Below are 16785 nucleotides of genomic sequence, written 5' to 3'. Positions count from 1 at the left end.
CAACAGGCCGTTGTTGGCCGGGTTGAGGCGGTACCACCGGCAATTCGCTCGCCGGAAACCGGCCATTCAGCGAGGGCGGACGAGACCTTGGCTATTCAAATCGGATGGCGACCTCGACCGGCGGCTCGTGGCCGAGAGCACCAGTTCCGTGAACGTTCTACAGAGCTGACGTTGGAGTCGTCAATGCCAGCTTTCCGGCGAGGTGGCTGAACGCGTACTGCCGGCCACGAACGGACGGTCGTCGGCGAATACTGAATCGTCGACAATTTCGACGCGGCGAACAGCCAGTAGAATGTGGCGGATTACCCAGATACCCTTTCCCGCGTTCGCCTGGTTGGAAAAAGCAATGACTCATGTGATCCGCATCGTCCGATGGGAGGCGTTAAGCCCGGCCCAGAAAATCGTCGTTGAGAATTTGAAGATTTCCGATCGACAGATTGAGTATGCTGGGCCAACTCACCGCGCAGTCGAGGCTTGCATATCCGATCTGACTGGCGAAATCCAAGGCGCGGCTATCTTCCACATGGAAGTAATTGTAGGTTTTCTCGTTCTGAAGAGGCGAAGCGCCGCCCCCAGTTGGGCTTCAACGGGAGCCGCCGTCATTTCGGCCCTACGTATCGACTTACGCTTCCAAGGTCTAGGAATCGGAACGGCTGCGCTCCAGCGTCTGCCGGAATGGCTTTTGACCCACTGGCCCGACACCAAGTCCATTATGCTTTCCGTCGACGAAGAGAATGAGACCGGGCGCCGTTCGTATGCAAAAGCCGGCTGGGTGGATCTGGGAACCCGGGACAAGGGAAGAATCGGGTGGGTTCGCTATATGAAGCGCGACCTGCAAACGGTGTTTGCTGTCTCTGACTGAGCTTAGCGCAAGAACTCGCTTCGGCCACAACCGGTCACGCGGAAAGGCGGCGACAATTTTCGTTCGACGTATCCTTGAGGTTTGATGTTCCGACACTCAGGCCAACGATCCCGATAACAAAACCCGATGCAAGCACATCTCAGAATAGCCAGACCTGTCAGCGACCTTTCGCGGGTGGAAAGCATGTATTGCGCAGCGCTCAGCCTCATTGTGCTGGCGAAATTTCAAGACCATCAGGGCTTCGACGGGTTGATGCTCGGACGTTCCGGCATGGACTATCACTTCGAGTTCACACAGTGCCGTGAACATCCGGTAGCGCCAACACCAACACGTGAGGATTTGCTGGTGTTTTACGCCCCGGATCGAGTTGAGTGGCAGTCGACTTGCGATCGTCTCGCCGAGAGCGGATTTGTTTGCGTGGCGTCGCTCAATCCTTATTGGGACGTGTCAGGTAAAACATTTGAGGATCACGACGGCTACCGAATCGTTTTGCAAAACTCGGCGTGGCCCTCATGATGCATGCGGATGCCGGCTCGATCGCTTTGCAGCAAGTCGAACGGTCGCGTGAGAGGCGAACTCGGGCCAATTTGGGACGTTCGACCCCGAAGCCTAGGTCGTTGACAATTGCCTTTCGGACGCCGCGCTTGCTCAGCGGGTGAACATCGCTGTCGTTGAGAATCGTCATGTTGTGCAGACAATCGAGTCAATAGCGATACGAGGAAATTCGCGTCGTCAAGAGTCCAGTTTGCGCGCGACCCGATCGCATCCGTTCTGATGCAGCGTCAGCTTTTCGGCGAACCCTTGATCGTCCATTTCGAAGGTGATCTGCGCGTCAATCAACTTCGCAAAAAATCGGTGTTCGGCCTCGGGATACAGCGCGATTCTCGATTGCCCGGTGCCTTGGGTGAAAAGTTGTCCATTATCGACCGTCACCGTCAGGATGAAGTCCGGACGCAGCCAGAAACGCCCTGCATAGGACCGCAGGCGGACAGGATCGACGTCGATCTCGTTTCGAATCTTGACCGGTTGCCGTAGGGGTTTTTCGGGTCTCAACAGATGCAGGCCAATGTCGCCGACGTCGAACGCCGCGTTCGCCAACACCACCACGCCTCGTGATGTGCGACGGTCGAACCCGATGAACGACCGGCAGCCCAGTGTTCCTCCCGTATGGCCGAACCATTGGGGTTCGCCATGTCTGCCGCCCACGCCCATTCCCCAGCACAGTGGAATGACCTGGTCGCCAAGCTGCCGACGTATGTCGAGCGTCTTGCCAATCGCCTTATCGAGTGCGGACGGCCGATGCCCCATCACGGCTTCGAGAAATTGCAATTGATCCTCTACCGTGGACACCAACGCCCCTGCCGCTCCAAATACCCGGCCGAGATCCATCCGTTGCGCGAAACGCAGGTCGAGGTCGTGACCCGGGATTCGCCTTCTTTCAATCTCGTCAGGCAGTTCGATGGCCGTATTCGCCAGTTGCAGCGGTGTGAGGATGCGAGCCCTCAGCACGGTTTCGTAATCCGCTCCTGCCCGGCATGCAAGCGCATAGCCCAGGAGGCCAACGCCGAGGTTCGAATACTCAAACTCCGAGCCGATGTCACGGGGCAGTTCATAGTGGGCCAGGAACGCGTAAAGGAGATCGATCGTGTAACCCGAGAACGGGTCGGGAGAGCCGTTCTCAGCCATGTTGTCGGGGTGACGGGGCAACGCGGACGTATGCGTCGCAAGGTCATGCAGGGTGATAGACCTGCCATTGCGTTCTGGCACGGGCGGATTGCCCGGCAACAGACGCTGAACTGGCTCATCAAGCGCGACTTCGCCCGTCCCGATCATGTCCGCCAGCAGGATCGCCGTATAGACCTTCGTGACTGAACCGATTTCGAACGCAGTGTGTTGGTCGGGAATACGGGCGTCGTTCTGACTGAATCGGCCATAGCCGACGACGCGCCGCTCGCCGTCGCCGACCATCCCAACGACGATCGCTACGCCTTCGCGGCGCGTATCGATCCTGTCCGAAAGGATACGTCGGATTGCGTCGTCGTCTGGGAAGTGAGTGCGGGGCGTAAGGGGATCACAGGACGGCATTGGGTTCCTTTGGCGTAGACCAAATTAATCGTGTCGCAGCTGAACTGGCGAAGGTGACAACTTGCGACCGCCCGGTCGTCAAAAGAAAGGCAAAACCTCAGTCGGCACTCGCTCGGCCTACGCGACGTAGATGGATCACTGGCCAGTTCGGGACCGCGCCCGCTCCCGTTGGTCGGGTGGCCATTATCGTGGCAAAGAATGCGGCCGCGGTCAGTCAATTCCGGTAAATCGATACCCCGGACGTAAATTTGCGCCGCCCAGGAGAATCCTAGCCTCTCAGGCACGGCGACAAACTCACCGGTCTAGCGGCGGTCAGTTTCTACGTAGGCCAGACGATCACGTTCAAGCAGGCCATACAGCGCGCTATCTGACACCTCATGGCCAACTATCCAGCGATCACGCAACAGCCCTTCACGGACAAACCCGAGCCGCTCGAGAAGACGCGCGGAGGCTGAATTCCGCGGGTCGATATCTGCTTCGATCCGGTGTAAATTCAGCGCACGGAATGCATGCTCGACTAGTGTCCCGTTCTGTTGTTAACTAATCTATGTTCACGTAGCATGCTGGTATCAACGGAACGGGAGATACCAGCATGCCCATGGGACGACCGAAGGCCGACCTGGTATTGAGTGAAGATGAGCGCTCGCAACTGACTTCGATAGCGCGTTCGCGCTCGATTTCGGCGGCGCTGGTGACGCGTGCGCGCATCGTGCTGGCTGCTGCTGCCGGGGAACCCAACAGCGCAATTGCCCAGCGTCTTCAGATCACGCGTGCCACGGTGGGCAAGTGGCGTATCCGGTTCCTGGAGCATCGCATCAACGGGCTGTATGACGAAGTGCGGCCCGGCAAGCCGCGCACGATTGACGATGAGCGGCTGGCTCAACTGATTCACAAGACCCTGCACACCAAGCCAGCGGATGGCTCCACGCACTGGAGCGTGCGCACGATCGCCGCCGAAACGGCTATCTCGCCGACGAGTGTGCACCGCTACTTCAGGCTGCTGGGCCTGCAACCGCATCGCAGCGAAAGCTTCAAGCTCTCGACCGATCAATTCTTCATCGAGAAACTGCGCGACGTGGTCGGCCTGTACCTGAGCCCACCGGAGAACGCGCTGGTACTGTGCGTGGACGAGAAGAGCCAGTGTCAGGCCCTCGAACGTACGCAACCCATGCTGCCGATGGGTTTCGGTTACGTCGAAGGCGTTACCCATGACTACGTTCGTCACGGCACCACCACGCTGTTCGCCGCCCTGAACGTACTCAACGGCGCAGTGCTCGCCACCTGCAAGCCGCGTCATCGGCATCAGGAGTTCCTGTCGTTTCTGCGCGAAATCGACAAGGCCGTACCGGCTGAACTCGACGTGCACTGCATCGTGGACAACTATGGCAGTCACAAGCATCCCAAGGTCAAGGCGTGGCTGGCAGCAAAGCCCCGCTGGCACATGCATTTCATTCCTACCTACAGTTCGTGGCTTAACCAGGTCGAACGCTTCTTTGCGCTGATCACCGACAAGGCCATCCGCAGGGGCTCGTTTGGCTCGGTCAAACAACTGATCAAGCGTATCGATCAGTTCGTTTCCCACTACAACGAAAACTGCAAACCATTCATGTGGACCGCATCCGCTGATTCCATCCTCGAAAAGCTACACAGACTCTGTTCGCGAATCAGCGGAACGGGACACTAGCGCGGAAGCCGCCTCTCGCATAAATCCGTTTCCCCAATGCTTGCGCTTGAGACTAAAACCTATCTCCGCGCGTCGGCATTGCTCGTTCGCATTAAAGAGAGCGCAGTCGCCGAGCACTTCACCGGTCGCCTGCAATTCGACTACGCAGATGCAATCCTGGCTTACAACGGACGTCTTCAATTTACGTGCGACGCGATCCGTTGCCTGATCTAGCGATGTCATCGCTGGAAATGGAAGATAACGCATTGCCTCGGCGTCCGACCAGATTGCTAGCAGCGCTTGCGCGTCTTCATGACGAAGCGGCCGCAGAATGAGGCGCGCGGTAATTAAGGTGACCGGTTCAAAGCTTGGCATGTCGAAGTGGGGCATCGGGATAGATGACTCGAGCGAAGTATGTGAGCATGCGACGTGTCGGGGCAGTTAGCTGTCCCCACAGCCGTCTGCCGGCAACGCCGCGCTAACGCTTGGGCAGCCCATCGCCTTCGAGCGCGTCAGCGGGGATGGAGTCGTGGATGCGCGGCCACTCCAGCTCGACATGTGCATTCCAGTGGCGAAGCGCTTTGACACGACCTTCTTCGTCGACAACGAATTCGAACGTGATGTCCGGAAAATCGCTGCTGCGAAATTGCAGGCCTTTGAGTGGTTTGAGGACATCGGCGGGTTCGCCCGGATGAAACAACGAGATATCGCCGTCTCGGCTCAGCTTGACGCCGACCTTCCTGCCGAGAGGCGTTTCGTACGTGCCGACCAGTCTCGCGAGCACGTCCGCGTCGGGTCGCGTTGGAAGACGAACGAACACGGCTTCCGCCTGATCAAGCCATATCGCCGCTCGATCGATATCGCCGAGCATGCTCGTAAGGAATGAAACCGACCACGCGCCATTTGTCTCGTCATCAGCCGTATCGAAGCGGTCATAATGAAAATGGTTCAGAGGCAGATTGATCTGACGGAAGCGGAACTGAAGTTGGGTGCCGTCGGTTGTAATATCCAGCGGCCCGTATGCCGGATGCTCATACGAGCCGACGTAATCCGTGAGATCGTGTGACGGGTGCGTGTTCGGAACGGCACGCGGCACGGCGCGTTCTCGCGCTTCGCGCATTGTGGCCTTTGCCTTCCTGCGAAAGTCGTGCAAGCGCGCCGTCCAGTCGGTCTCTTTGAGACCAAGCACGCGACTATAGATGTCGAAGCCAATCGCATTGCTTAGCGGGGCGCAATGGTCGCCAATCACGAACACAGAGACACCAACCTTTTCTGTCGAGAGATATGACACCTGTGAATGAAACGCGCGCAGGGTACCGCCATGACTCGTCAACAGATGGCCTCGAAACGCGGCCGTCATGCGTCCCATGCCATAGATGCCGTTAAGGTCAGTTTTGAAGCCGAACACGTCGCTCATTTCGTTTGGCCACGGCAAGCCCGGAGCGAGCGTCGCCTTTAGCACGCTCGCTGGTATCACCTGCTTGCCGTCGATCAGGCCGTCGTTCATCAGCATGATCGACCAGCGCGCGATGTCGTCGAGGCTAGCGACGATGCTGCCCGCCGGACTGCACTCGTCATCTTTGGGCGACGGTGGTTGCCAAAATTCATCGCTGCTGCGTCGTTCGGAGCAAGGTAACGCGTAGTCTCCCTGAGCATCGGCTTTTGCGTCGCCATACGTGAACAAGGTGCGTTGCATACCAAGTGGCACCAGAATCTCGTCGCTGATGAATTGTTGCCATGGCTTACCGCTTATCAGCTTGATGATATGACCAACCGCTTCGTACATCATGTTGTTATAGATGAGCCGCGAACGGAGCGGAGCAATCGGCTTCATGAAGCGGATGCGTTCGAAAAGGTCTTTCGTCGAGTAGTCTGATTCGTACCAGATCATGTCATAACGCGGCACACCGGTTTTGTGCCCCAGCATGTCGCGTAACGTGACTGCCGCATCAAGTGACTGGTCGTAAAACCGCAGACTGGGTACTGCATTACGAATCGGTTCATCGAAGCTCAGCAGGCCACGTTCAACCAGCAAACCTGCGGCGACAGCGGTAAATAGTTTCGTATTCGACGCGATTGGAAACAGCGTCGAGGAAGTAAATGGCCGCGCGTTCACAACGTCTCGATGGCCGTACCCCTGCGTCAGCACGACCCCCTCGTTCCTGACTATGCTCACACCGACTCCCGGCACGTGCCAGTCGCGCACGAGAGTTTCCATATACCTATCGAAATCGCCTAAATCTAGTTTGCTCGAATCGCTCGACATAGAGTCTTCCTTCTAATTAAATGTGGATCGTAAGAAAAGCCGAATGTATCGAGAGCAGCGTGACGGAGGCGTTGGTGGCTGGTGATTTTAGCGAGAAAAATAAAGCAGCGGCGGAATCGCGAACAAAGTCGCCTGAATAAGGATTCAGGGTGATTGAGCGCTTCGCGGTCGGGGCCGCACGTGAAATTGGCCACGGTGAATACTGAAAGGCCACGATATGAAACTCGAAAGGCCGTTCAGAGTCGATTCATGCACCTTGCATACGCCGCTATCGGCAAACGACCGCACATGGATCAGTGGGGGTTCGGCCAATTTGAGACGCTCGAATTGGCAAGAATCTTGAAGCGTTATTGAATCGGTGGCTGAACAGGCCAAAGCGGTTAATATGCGACTTCTTCGACCGCAAGGAATTCAACTTGAATATAGTAAAGCGCGTTATGCTTCGGTTTTTTGAGGGACGGTTTCTCTGGGCTTCTTGGCAATACTGGCACTGCACCACAATGGCTCGATCGAAACAGAGACCTTGAATGACAGTTCGCCTCAGACGGTGTGGACGATGCTCACGGCGACCGACGACTACCCATCGTGGAATCCGGAGATTTCGACTACGCGGACAGCTTCGTGACAGTAGCGTCATCGAGTTTGTTGAGGGGACGGGGCCATACCCAATGGCGTTTCATCCCAAGATATTGGCGGTGCAGGCTATTCGAGAATTGAGTTGGAAAGGGTACGTTTGGTGTCCCGGCATTTTTGACGGCGAGCACCGCTTCATTCTCGAAATCGTAGGCAGTAAAACGCGTTTTATCCCAGGCTGAAGAACTCACCGGCATTCTTGCTGGCACCCTGACTCGAAGCGTCCTAAGGGACACGATTACTAGCATGCATGCGATGAATGACGCATTGAAAAAGCGAGCCGAGCTAGCGTCTCGTCAACCGCCGAAATAGTCGGTTGGAGCATTTGGACAACTCCCTGCTGACTGGTGCCGAATGGCCGCTGATGAGAACGGCCGCTGACCGCTTCGGGTCGTCCTATGCCACATGCATCAGGCAGGGCGCGGCCAGTTTGAGACACTCGAACCTAAGGCCTAGATTGCTGACAATCGATGCCCGCCAAGGCGCAAATGCACTGTTCCTTTGACGAAACCGCTGGTCGCGCGCAGCCCCAGGCATCGCGGTCTCGTCCGTCATCTGTTTTCCGGCCAGCGCGCGTTATCGCGGCCTGAGGTGTAGATCGTTGCTCACGGATTGCACCCCCGCCACGCCACGCGTCACGGCAAGCGCTTGCTGAATCTGTACCTCTGCATCCACGTATCCTGACAACTGCACGACGCCTCGATATGTGGCCACGCTTATCGGCAAGAATCTCAGCCCAGGGTCTGCGACGAGCGCCTGCTTCACACTGCCGGCGAGCGCAGCGTCGTCAGTGGCAGGATTCCCCGGCACGGTCATGGCCTGCATCGCTGTCGACTTGCAGCCGTTGATGAACACGAACGCGGGGAGCGCGAATGCCGCGACCATCAGCAATTGGCTTTTGATGTGTGGCACGTCTCGCATGTCGGCTATGACATCCTGATTCGAGAACAGTGGGCGTCATTCGGGTTGGCTTCGAGGTACAAATGTCCGCCCTCGTGGAGTCCACCATGATAGCGCAGGGTGGCGAACTTGCGACCGAGCCGACTGCGCCGACTCTGTATCCTGCGAGGCGAGTCTTTTGGCTCAGTTCGGCCATTTCCCGGCGCTCGACGCGAGACCAAGGATCACCGACAATCAACCAAATCACTCGGTGGGCACGCGACGAAGCGATGGACGCAATACCTGAAAAACGCTACTCAGAGATTCTGGCGGCGATAGCCCCGACCTTCCTTGATCACGATGTGGCAAAAGGTCGAAGGCTTTCCACGCCGTTTCTCGTGAACGGACCGAAAGATCCTGAAGCGCGGCGCATCATGGTTATTGGAAGGGAGTATGGTGGGAACGGCTGGAACGTCGCGCACCAGGGTGACGGGCCGAACGCGTACGTAACGAAGGCGCTTACTCGGCATCGAGATTTCTTCGACAAAGCCATGGCGAAGGAAGGTCGGGACAGGGGGGACACCTTCTTCAACTTCATGCGCGCTTTGGCGAGGAGCATCGGTACTGAGGGAGGACTTATCTACTCCAACCTGCTCTGCTTGGATTCTGGTGGGAAATCTCCCCGCACCTCGGAACACTTTCCACTCATCAAGCGCCTTTCCAAGCAGCTACTGGATGTGCAGCTCGATCACTTCAAGCCAGACGTAGTTATATTCGCGAACGGGATGGACACAGTCGGTATCAGGCGCGAATTCTTCCCGATCGACGGAGACGGAAAGGTTTGTGTGAGCCTTCGAAATTGGGAAGAAAGAGGTATATCGAAGAATCAGCTTTGGGAATTCGAACTCCATGGAAAGTTTCTGTGCTATAGGATTCAACATCCGTCAGCTAGGTCGAATGCTGCTAAGGCGGCTCGGAAGCAGCTAGTGGAAGTCCTTTCCGAGACGATACCGCGAAAGCAGCTAGTTACCGCGATAGCGGCCGGCGCGGACGGTTTGTAGTGGTCTAATTTCCTCGGACAGGTCGATAGGGGGACAATCCGGAATCGACGAGGAAAAAGAGCAGGATGACAAGAAGGCGCCGACAATTTGACACCAGCTTCAAGCTGGAAGTGGTACGGATGGTACGGGACCAGGGGTTATCGGTCAGCGAAGTCTGCCGGTCGATGGACCTTGTTGAGACAGCCGTGCGGCGCTGGGTGGCCCAGTACGACGCAGAGCGTGCGGGCGGCCCCGGCGAGGGCAAGCCGTTGACGGCGGAACAGCAGCGCATCCGGCAACTTGAAGCGGAGAACCGGCAATTGCGCGAGGACAATGCGCTGCTAAAAAAAGCGTCGGCCTTCTTTGCCCGGGAACTGAAGTGAGTTACCGCGTGGTAACTCACTTGCAACAGGAGGCCGTATCGGTCAGTCACGCCTGCCGGGTGTTGGAGGTGAGTCGCTCTGGCTACTATGCGCACCAGCGCGCTAAGCCGAGTGCAAAGAGTCTGCAGGAGCGGACCCACGTCAAGGCAGCATTCGTCGCCAGTGGCGCGAGCTATGGCAGCCGCCGTGTGATGCATGCGCTGCGGGAGCATGGGCTGCATATTGGTCGCTACCGGGTGCGGACGCTGATGCGCGAAGCGGGCCTGCGCACGAGCTGGAAGCGCAAGTTCGTCTCGACGACCGACAGCAGGCATACGCTACCTGTCGCGGAGAACGTGCTCGACCGGAAATTTGAGGTCGCCGAGCCCAACCGCGCGTGGGTTTCGGACATCACGTATATCCGCACGGCGCAAGGCTGGCTGTATCTGGCGGTCGTACTGGACCTGTACTCACGCAAGGTGGTCGGCTGGTCCATGGCGCCGACCATGCCGGCCGCACTGGTCATTTCGGCACTGACCATGGCGCTGCAGCAGCGTCGGCCAGCGTCAGGCCTGCTCCTGCATTCGGACCGGGGCAGCCAGTACGCGAGCGATGAATACCAGGCCTTGCTCAAGCAGCATCACGTGGTTTGCAGTATGAGCCGCAAAGGAAATTGCTGGGACAATTCGGTAATGGAGCGGTTCTTCCTGAACCTGAAAATGGAGCGCGTGTGGCAGCGTCAGTACGCCAACCACGATGAAGCACGGCGCGACATCAACCAGTACATCGTCGGTTTTTACAACGCAGTACGCTTGCATTCGACTTTGGGCTATCTGTCGCCCGTTGCCTACGAGGCAAAACCGACAGTAAAAGAACCTATCAGCCTGTCCGAAATAACTTGACCACTACAAACGTCTACGCTGAGCACAAAGAGTTGTTCGAGCGACTAGAAGACGCGTGAGCGGGACAAAATAGTGGCGGCAACGTTTCGCTCAGCACGGACGACGCGGAGCCGCAGGTCGATGTCGTGCTTTTTGGATACCCACCGGATCTGAAGAACCGGCGCCATGAATGTCCGCTAGTTGGTGAATTGGGGATCGCTTAAGGGTCGACTACAGAAGTTCGACCGGGCGATGCGACCGGCGATCGCCTGCGGCTCGGACTTCCTGGTTCGGCCAATTTGAGACGTTCGACGGCAACACTTAAACTGTTGACAATCATTGCTCCCTGACACGCACCGAACAAAATGAGCGCAATTGAACTGTTGAGACCTACGACCGCATTGCTGCCGAGCTACGTTTCGGCTCTTGAGACGGGATGGTCACCTGACAATGTTCGTAAAGAGGTCGCTGCGCGCGAACAATTGCACGCTATCGAAGTGAGCCCGGAGGCATTTGTCGACGGCCTGGACGATCCAACCGCATCGGGCGGTCCGATTCCTTTGCCCGATGGCTCGACCGTCGCCCGTCTGCCAAGCATTGTCCGATGGATTTGGGACGGCGATGTTAGCGGCGCAATCGGATTTCGTTGGCAGACCGGGACTACCGAATTGCCGCCGAACGTGCTCGGACATATCGGCTTCTCTGTCGTGCCGTGGAAGAGAGGCAACGGCTACGCCAGGCAGGCGCTCAATTTGATGCTCGGCGAAGCGAGGCGACAGGGTTTGTCCTACGTCGAGCTAACGGTTGACCCCCAAAATATAGCTTCGCAGCGGGTTATTGCAGCATGCAATGGTGTCTTGATCGAGCGCTTCCGAAAGACGGCGGCCTATGGACTCGCTGAGTCTCTTTGCTACCGCATTGAACTAGGTCACTGACGAACCCGTCGATCCCTCTGCGGCCATATACGGCCAAGCGGCATACCGCCGTGAATTGCTGACAATCGCTATCCGAAGCGTCGCCAGTCGCGAATCGGACATGTATGTAGTCCACTAGCGAAACGCAAGCGTCTGGAGGCATGCATCTAATTTCGGCAAAAAATGTTGAGGTAGCATCATCGAACTCAACAGGGGGAAGACGTTGTTTCGGGGAATCAAATCTCACATAAACGCAATTGGCGTCCCTCTTGCCCGTCTGCTTCTCAGCGATCTGCTGAGGATCTTGGCAGAAATGGTTGGCTACATCACGCTCCCTTGGTGGATCGTTCATCTGGGTGGCGCACATGACTTGGCGATCTACAGCGTAAGCATTGCCGTCACCACGATTTTTGCAATGCCACTACTTTCGCCTCTTGGGGACCGCTACGCAAAGAGGCCGCAGATAGCATGGGGTCTGTGCGCCCTGATGGTCGTCGCCTTTACCCTCGCTACGCTCGCGTCTCTGTCCGACTACCGGCTTATGCTGATCGTCTGCATAGGCATGGTGACGGTTATCGCGAAAGCTTTCATCGATCCGGCTAGCTCCACCATTTCGGCTGAACTTGTTCCGGCGGATCGTTTGGCCAAAGTGCTTCGTCTTCGTAAATCGACGCAGGCGGCTGGCCGTGCCTTAGGACCCGCATTGGCTGGCGCGACTCTGGCGTTGGGCGGCATCGCCGCAACATTTTGGATGAACGGCATTTTGCTCGGCGTCGCTGCCTACGTGACCAGGCAGCTTCCATCGCATACTCAGCCTAACGAACGCCATCGCGGTTTAGCCCGTTGGTGGGAAGACCTGCGCGCCGGCCTGCATGCTAAATGGATCGTCCCGTTGGAGCGCGGCTGGACGCTTGTCAATTTCTTCGTTTGGATATTCCAGGGCCCCGCAGTCGGCATGCTGATTCCGCTCAAAGTTCAATCACTTGGGCTATCGGGTCTCTGGCTAGGTGCTAGCGAAGCGGCCTTATCTTTAGGTTTGCTTCTGGGCAGCTTTCGTGGTTCTGATGCGCTGGTCAGTCGTTTCGGCCGATTCAATGTCAGGGTAGGGGCCGCCATGTGCGAAGGGCTGGCGCTTGCTGCTTCGGGCTGGGCGCACTCACCCATCGTTCTCATACTGGCGTTTGCATGTGTGGGTTTCGCCAATGCATCGATGGGGCTCGTCGGCGCTACGCACCGTTCATTGGCTATCCCGCAGAACTTCCGCGTTCGCATTCTCGCTGCCAGCATGATGACCACGCAGATTGCGGGCATTCTTGGGCCAATGATCGCAGGTGCTGCGCTCACGCATTGGGCGGTGGGCGAGGTCTATACATGCTTCGGCTTTGCCACTTGTTTGCTCGCTTTCGGTTTTGTCCTGATACCGCGATCGCGAGAATTCTTTGCGCTCAACCACGATCAGGTGAAAGATTGGTTTCGTCACGAATATCCCCAGGCATTCAAAACATCTGCGGTGCCCGAATCGAAACAAACTACGTAGATCCCAACGCGGCAAGTCTCGGGAAACGCCACGTGTATGTGCGGATCGGACTTGCCCGAGACACGATCGAGTGACCGCTTTGTAGAAAGCTAGTCGACCGCTCGGGGTCGTCAAGACAAGTTCACCGTTCCCGGAAGCCGACGTTCGACAGCATCTCATCGCGAACGACAGCAGCGCGGTGTACTGCAGCCGCACGGCGGCTGAACAGTGAGCGTCGGCTATGGCCGATTTGTGCGCGTAGTTCGTCCGTCGGGTGCCGGGGGGCTGCAGGCGTTCCCTCTGCTCACCGGACGGCAGGTCGTGGCCGCACCCCGAAATTGGAGAGCGAGCTTTCGACTTACGCGGGCGAGTCAGCAATAGCTTTCCGCTGCTGACGGTGAGTTGACTGGCGAAGGACAGCGCGTCTTGCGGGGTAAAACCGGAACTCGCTCGGCTCAGTGCGCTACTTTTATGCAACGAAGCTGATGCCGATCCGGTGGATGTCGCAAACGGTCGGCGACCGGTAGTCGAGCCTCCATCCGTCTGCAAAGAGCGGTGCCAGCAAGCGCTCGGTAGTTGGCGGAAAACTCGAAGGATGCGCGGCGCCAGTTCGGCGGCGGCCGCCAGCGCAATCCGATCTTGCCAATGACCTGTCGGGCCGTTCGCTTTCAGCCAGATACGCGAAGACTCGCGAGCCCTCGGCGTACTGCATGCGGTATGTGCAGCAGCATTCTCGCAGTCCACGCCTGAGGGGCCGGTTGCCGCTATGTCGTGGGACGGTCTCAACGCTGAGCGTTCGGTGGCCGCTTTGTCGTGGGGCGCGCATGACGGTTGGGGCGGAATGCTGGCGATGGACTCGTACTAGAACGCAAAGCCGCTGTGTGGAAGTCTGGTTGCTATCGAAGAGTTATTGCCGGTGTGGGATGTCTCGGTTGTTGGCGGGGCCGGCGCTTTCGAGCTGTTGTGCCGTACCGAGCCGGAACTGTTCTTCCTCGGACCGGACGTGAGCGCAACCGCTTGCGTCAAAGCGCTCCTCGAAACAGCGTCGCCCGAAGCGCTGCCGATGTGGACCGTTTTCGAACAAGCGCCGCTCGGCTCTGATGAATTCATCGAGTAGTTGCGCTCATTGGGCGTGGCTAAATACCTGGATGACATCGATGCGCTTGAACGGCACTCTAAGTATCTGCTCGAGAACATTGCGTTCCTGCGCGGCAGCCGGTTCTCCCGCGTCGAATCTATCACTGCCGGTGGAGTGGATGCTCTGAAACCGCTTGCGCAACACTCGATAATCTGCAACTTTTTGTTCGCGCTTACCCGGCTCGTGGTCACCGATGCCTATTTTTCGTCACGTGAATCGCTTCGAAAAGGCGCAATCGCCATTTCGGCACGATTTCTGTCAAGTTTTGGAAACAATTTCTGTAAATGCACTCCTGGTTTCTACAAACGAGCGCCTCGCCGCCGCCGAAACCGCTCATCGCAGGGAACGCGATGACCTTCGCGACGAACTAATTTGCCCGCCGCCAAATTCACCGATGAAGCAAATTTGGCCCGTCAGCGCACGGCAGCCTTATGGATGAAAACCGCAAGTAAGATGCGCCGAAGGTTGTCCACGAAGAAGCAAACTCCGCCGCAAGTTAGTCAAAGAGCGAAGAAAGGCAGCAACGCGGCCAAGAATACTTGGCGGTTTGGGTTAAAGTTGCTTGAGTCGGCCACAGCGACCGTCGAGGCGGTGAAACCGGCCCCCGGCACCGGCAAGCTGCTCGGGAAAAAGAGCGACGCGCCGGAGAATATCAATTTGACATAATATAATTTATCAACAATTAAACTGTAGCGGCAATATGAGAATGTCGTGTTCTAGCAAGATACAAATGTCGTGTTTTACCGTGGCTGGCAAGCTGGCATTTTGCAGCGTGGTCGCAGGAGCCAGTCATGAGCCCAGCCGCACTGGTGACATTGAACATGCGCGAACTCGACCGTCTGAAGGTGATCCAGGCCGTGGTGGACATGGGGCTCAAGCCTGGGCGTGCCGCCGGGCGACTGGGTCTGACCGTGCGTCAGGTCGAGCGGCTGGTAACGCGATACCGGGAATCGGGCGCGGCGGGACTGGCTTCACGCAAGCGCAAGTCGCCCGGCAACCGGAAGCTCGATGAAGGACTGGCCGTGCGGGCCCTGACCACCATTCGCGAGCGCTACGCCGATTTCGGGCCGACGCTGGCGTGCGAGAAGCTGCGCGAATGTCATGGGCTGGTGCTGTCGAAGGAAACCGTGCGGCACCTGATGATGGACGCCGGCCTGTGGGTACCGCGCCGGCAGCGGCCACCGAAGATCTACCAGCCGCGTGCGCGGCGTGCCTGTCTGGGTGAGCTGGTGCAGATCGACGGCAGCGACCATCGCTGGTTCGAGGACCGGGCGCCGGCCTGCACGCTGCTGGTGTACGTCGATGACGCCACGAGCCGCCTGATGATGCTGCACTTTACGTCGACCGAATCGACCTTCAGCTACTTTGAGGCGACGCGCGCGTATCTTGAGCAGCATGGCAAGCCGGTGGCGTTCTACAGTGACAGGGCCAGCGTCTTTTACGTGAAGCGACGCTCGGAGACAGCGGGTAAAGGTGTTACACAGTTCGGCCGGGCGATGTACGAGCTGAACATCGACACGTTCTGCGCGAACTCAAGCCCCGCCAAGGGACGCGTCGAGCGCGCCCACCTGACGCTGCAGGACCGGCTCGTCAAGGAGCTCCGGCTGCGCGGCATCAGCACCATCGAGGCTGCCAACGCCTATGCGCCCGCCTTCATGGCAGCCTATAACGCGCGCTTTGCGAAGCCGCCACGCAGCGCTTTCGATGCGCATCGACCCGTGCGCGCTGACGAGGATCTCGACGCGGTCCTGACCTGGCGGGTTCTGCGCAAGGTCTCGGATTCACTGACGCTGCTGAACGACCGCGTGATCTGGCTGCTTGACGATACGCCGGCCAACCGCAGGCTGATTCACCGCTATATCGACGTGTGGGAGTATCCGGACGGACGCATCGAGATCCGTGCCGATGGTGTCGCCCTGCCCTGTGTCCAGTACGACAAGCTTGCCGAGATCGACCAGGGCGCGGTGGTCGAGCACAAGCGTCTTGGTCATGCGCTGCAGGTCGCTCAGGCGCTCCAGGCGCAGCGCGACAACCGCCGGATCTCCGGCTCACCGTCACGCACGAACCGCGGTGAACCCGTGCGTGCGAAGGCGCGGCTACCTGGCACGAAGAAGCAGCGCGAAGTGACGCTCGATGACTGGAATGCGGCAGTCATGGGGACACACCAGAACCCGGGAGGCTCGGTGCTAAAAACCCCTCCAGAGAGATATAAAAGGACCGCAAGACAACCCTAGCCCAACACCCAGAATCGACCTCAACCCCGACATCTGTATCTAGCTAAGACCCCGACATTTCAATCTGGCCTCGACATAAACTGTAGCGGCAATATGAGAATGTCGTGTTCTAGCAAGATACAAATGTCGTGTTTTACCGTGGCTGGCAGTCCGTGAACGTAAACTTCTAACCATTTTTCCTGAAACATGGCCGATTTCCCGATTTTGGTGCAAATTTACCTTGAGTACGTAAATTAGGTACGAGAAGCGCTTCACATATTCAAGTAGGTTTTTTACGTCGCTTGCAAATAGCGACTCAAGCGGCCGGAAATC

At 57.7% G+C, this 16785-nt stretch carries 13 protein-coding genes and 2 pseudogenes; 10 read left to right on the top strand and 5 right to left on the bottom strand.

All coding sequences use genetic code 11. The annotated features are described in order from the left end of the window. Nucleotides 1-346 precede the first annotated feature (346 nt). Together B0G69_RS31745 and B0G69_RS31740 are read left to right on the top strand one after the other, a co-directional pair. Nucleotides 347-862 (top strand): GNAT family N-acetyltransferase, encoded by a 516-nt coding sequence (locus B0G69_RS31745; RefSeq protein WP_158609009.1) that lies wholly within the window; start codon nucleotides 347-349, stop codon nucleotides 860-862. Between the two features lie 126 nt (nucleotides 863-988). Next, complete coding sequence (locus B0G69_RS31740; RefSeq protein WP_121324024.1) at nucleotides 989-1378, top strand: VOC family protein; 390 nt, start codon at nucleotides 989-991, stop codon at nucleotides 1376-1378. Nucleotides 1379-1594: 216 nt separating this feature from the next. Here the strand turns inward: B0G69_RS31740 and B0G69_RS31735 are convergent, their stop codons facing one another. Then, the gene (locus tag B0G69_RS31735) at nucleotides 1595-2947 is read right to left on the bottom strand and encodes a serine hydrolase (protein ID WP_121324023.1); all 1353 of its coding nucleotides are present in this window, start codon (nucleotides 2945-2947) and stop codon (nucleotides 1595-1597) included. A 302-nt stretch (nucleotides 2948-3249) separates the two neighbouring features. Further along, a pseudogene (locus B0G69_RS31730) lies at nucleotides 3250-3468 on the bottom strand (GNAT family protein); the annotation flags it as partial. A gap of 71 nt (nucleotides 3469-3539) precedes the next feature. On the opposite strand from B0G69_RS31730, the gene B0G69_RS31725 reads away from it, so the two are divergent. Beyond that, nucleotides 3540-4631 carry an IS630 family transposase gene (locus tag B0G69_RS31725; protein ID WP_121321042.1) on the top strand — a complete coding sequence of 364 codons (1092 nt, stop codon included), beginning with the start codon at nucleotides 3540-3542 and terminating at the stop codon, nucleotides 4629-4631. Here the strand turns inward: B0G69_RS31725 and B0G69_RS31720 are convergent. The 3 genes and pseudogenes from B0G69_RS31720 to B0G69_RS31710 all read right to left on the bottom strand — a co-directional run. Further along, nucleotides 4626-4985, bottom strand: a pseudogene (locus B0G69_RS31720) (GNAT family N-acetyltransferase); the annotation flags it as partial. The gene B0G69_RS31725 and the pseudogene B0G69_RS31720 sit on opposite strands and share 6 nt — an antisense overlap. 103 nt (nucleotides 4986-5088) lie before the next feature. After that, on the bottom strand, nucleotides 5089-6876 hold the full coding sequence (locus B0G69_RS31715) for a serine hydrolase (protein WP_121324022.1): 1788 nt from the start codon (nucleotides 6874-6876) through the stop codon (nucleotides 5089-5091). Between the two features lie 1209 nt (nucleotides 6877-8085). Beyond that, nucleotides 8086-8430, bottom strand: a complete 345-nt coding sequence (locus B0G69_RS31710; RefSeq protein WP_121324021.1) for a BON domain-containing protein — start codon at nucleotides 8428-8430, stop codon at nucleotides 8086-8088. Nucleotides 8431-8678: 248 nt separating this feature from the next. Between B0G69_RS31710 and B0G69_RS31705 the strand changes: the two genes are divergently transcribed. From B0G69_RS31705 to B0G69_RS31675, 7 genes are all read left to right on the top strand, one after another. Next, nucleotides 8679-9449, top strand: coding sequence for a hypothetical protein (locus B0G69_RS31705; RefSeq protein ID WP_147440795.1), 771 nt, complete (start codon nucleotides 8679-8681; stop codon nucleotides 9447-9449). 65 nt (nucleotides 9450-9514) lie between these two features. Then, nucleotides 9515-10692 (top strand): IS3 family transposase gene (locus tag B0G69_RS31700; RefSeq protein WP_199731125.1). Its coding sequence is split into 2 segments (ribosomal slippage): nucleotides 9515-9782 and nucleotides 9782-10692, totalling 1179 coding nucleotides; the frame shifts between segments, so codons are not numbered across the junction. 344 nt (nucleotides 10693-11036) lie between these two features. Further along, nucleotides 11037-11606: a GNAT family N-acetyltransferase gene (locus B0G69_RS31695; RefSeq protein ID WP_121324019.1), complete on the top strand. Its 570-nt coding sequence runs from the start codon at nucleotides 11037-11039 to the stop codon at nucleotides 11604-11606. A 226-nt stretch (nucleotides 11607-11832) separates the two neighbouring features. Next, a complete protein-coding gene (locus B0G69_RS31690) occupies nucleotides 11833-13122 on the top strand; it encodes an MFS transporter (RefSeq protein WP_347232541.1) in 1290 nt (429 codons plus the stop codon). 889 nt (nucleotides 13123-14011) lie between these two features. Further along, on the top strand, nucleotides 14012-14218 hold the full coding sequence (locus tag B0G69_RS31685) for a hypothetical protein (protein WP_121324018.1): 207 nt from the start codon (nucleotides 14012-14014) through the stop codon (nucleotides 14216-14218). Between the two features lie 393 nt (nucleotides 14219-14611). Further along, on the top strand, nucleotides 14612-14905 hold the full coding sequence (locus B0G69_RS31680; RefSeq protein ID WP_121324017.1) for a hypothetical protein: 294 nt from the start codon (nucleotides 14612-14614) through the stop codon (nucleotides 14903-14905). 125 nt (nucleotides 14906-15030) lie between these two features. Next, the gene (locus tag B0G69_RS31675; RefSeq protein WP_121322156.1) at nucleotides 15031-16473 is read left to right on the top strand and encodes an ISNCY family transposase; all 1443 of its coding nucleotides are present in this window, start codon (nucleotides 15031-15033) and stop codon (nucleotides 16471-16473) included. The last annotated feature ends 312 nt before the right edge of the window (nucleotides 16474-16785 follow it).

The organism is Paraburkholderia sp. RAU2J (assembly GCF_003634845.1).
Lineage (GTDB): Bacteria > Pseudomonadota > Gammaproteobacteria > Burkholderiales > Burkholderiaceae > Paraburkholderia > Paraburkholderia fynbosensis.
Note: the sequence above shows the minus strand (reverse complement) of the source record. Positions and strands in the feature narration are given on the sequence as shown.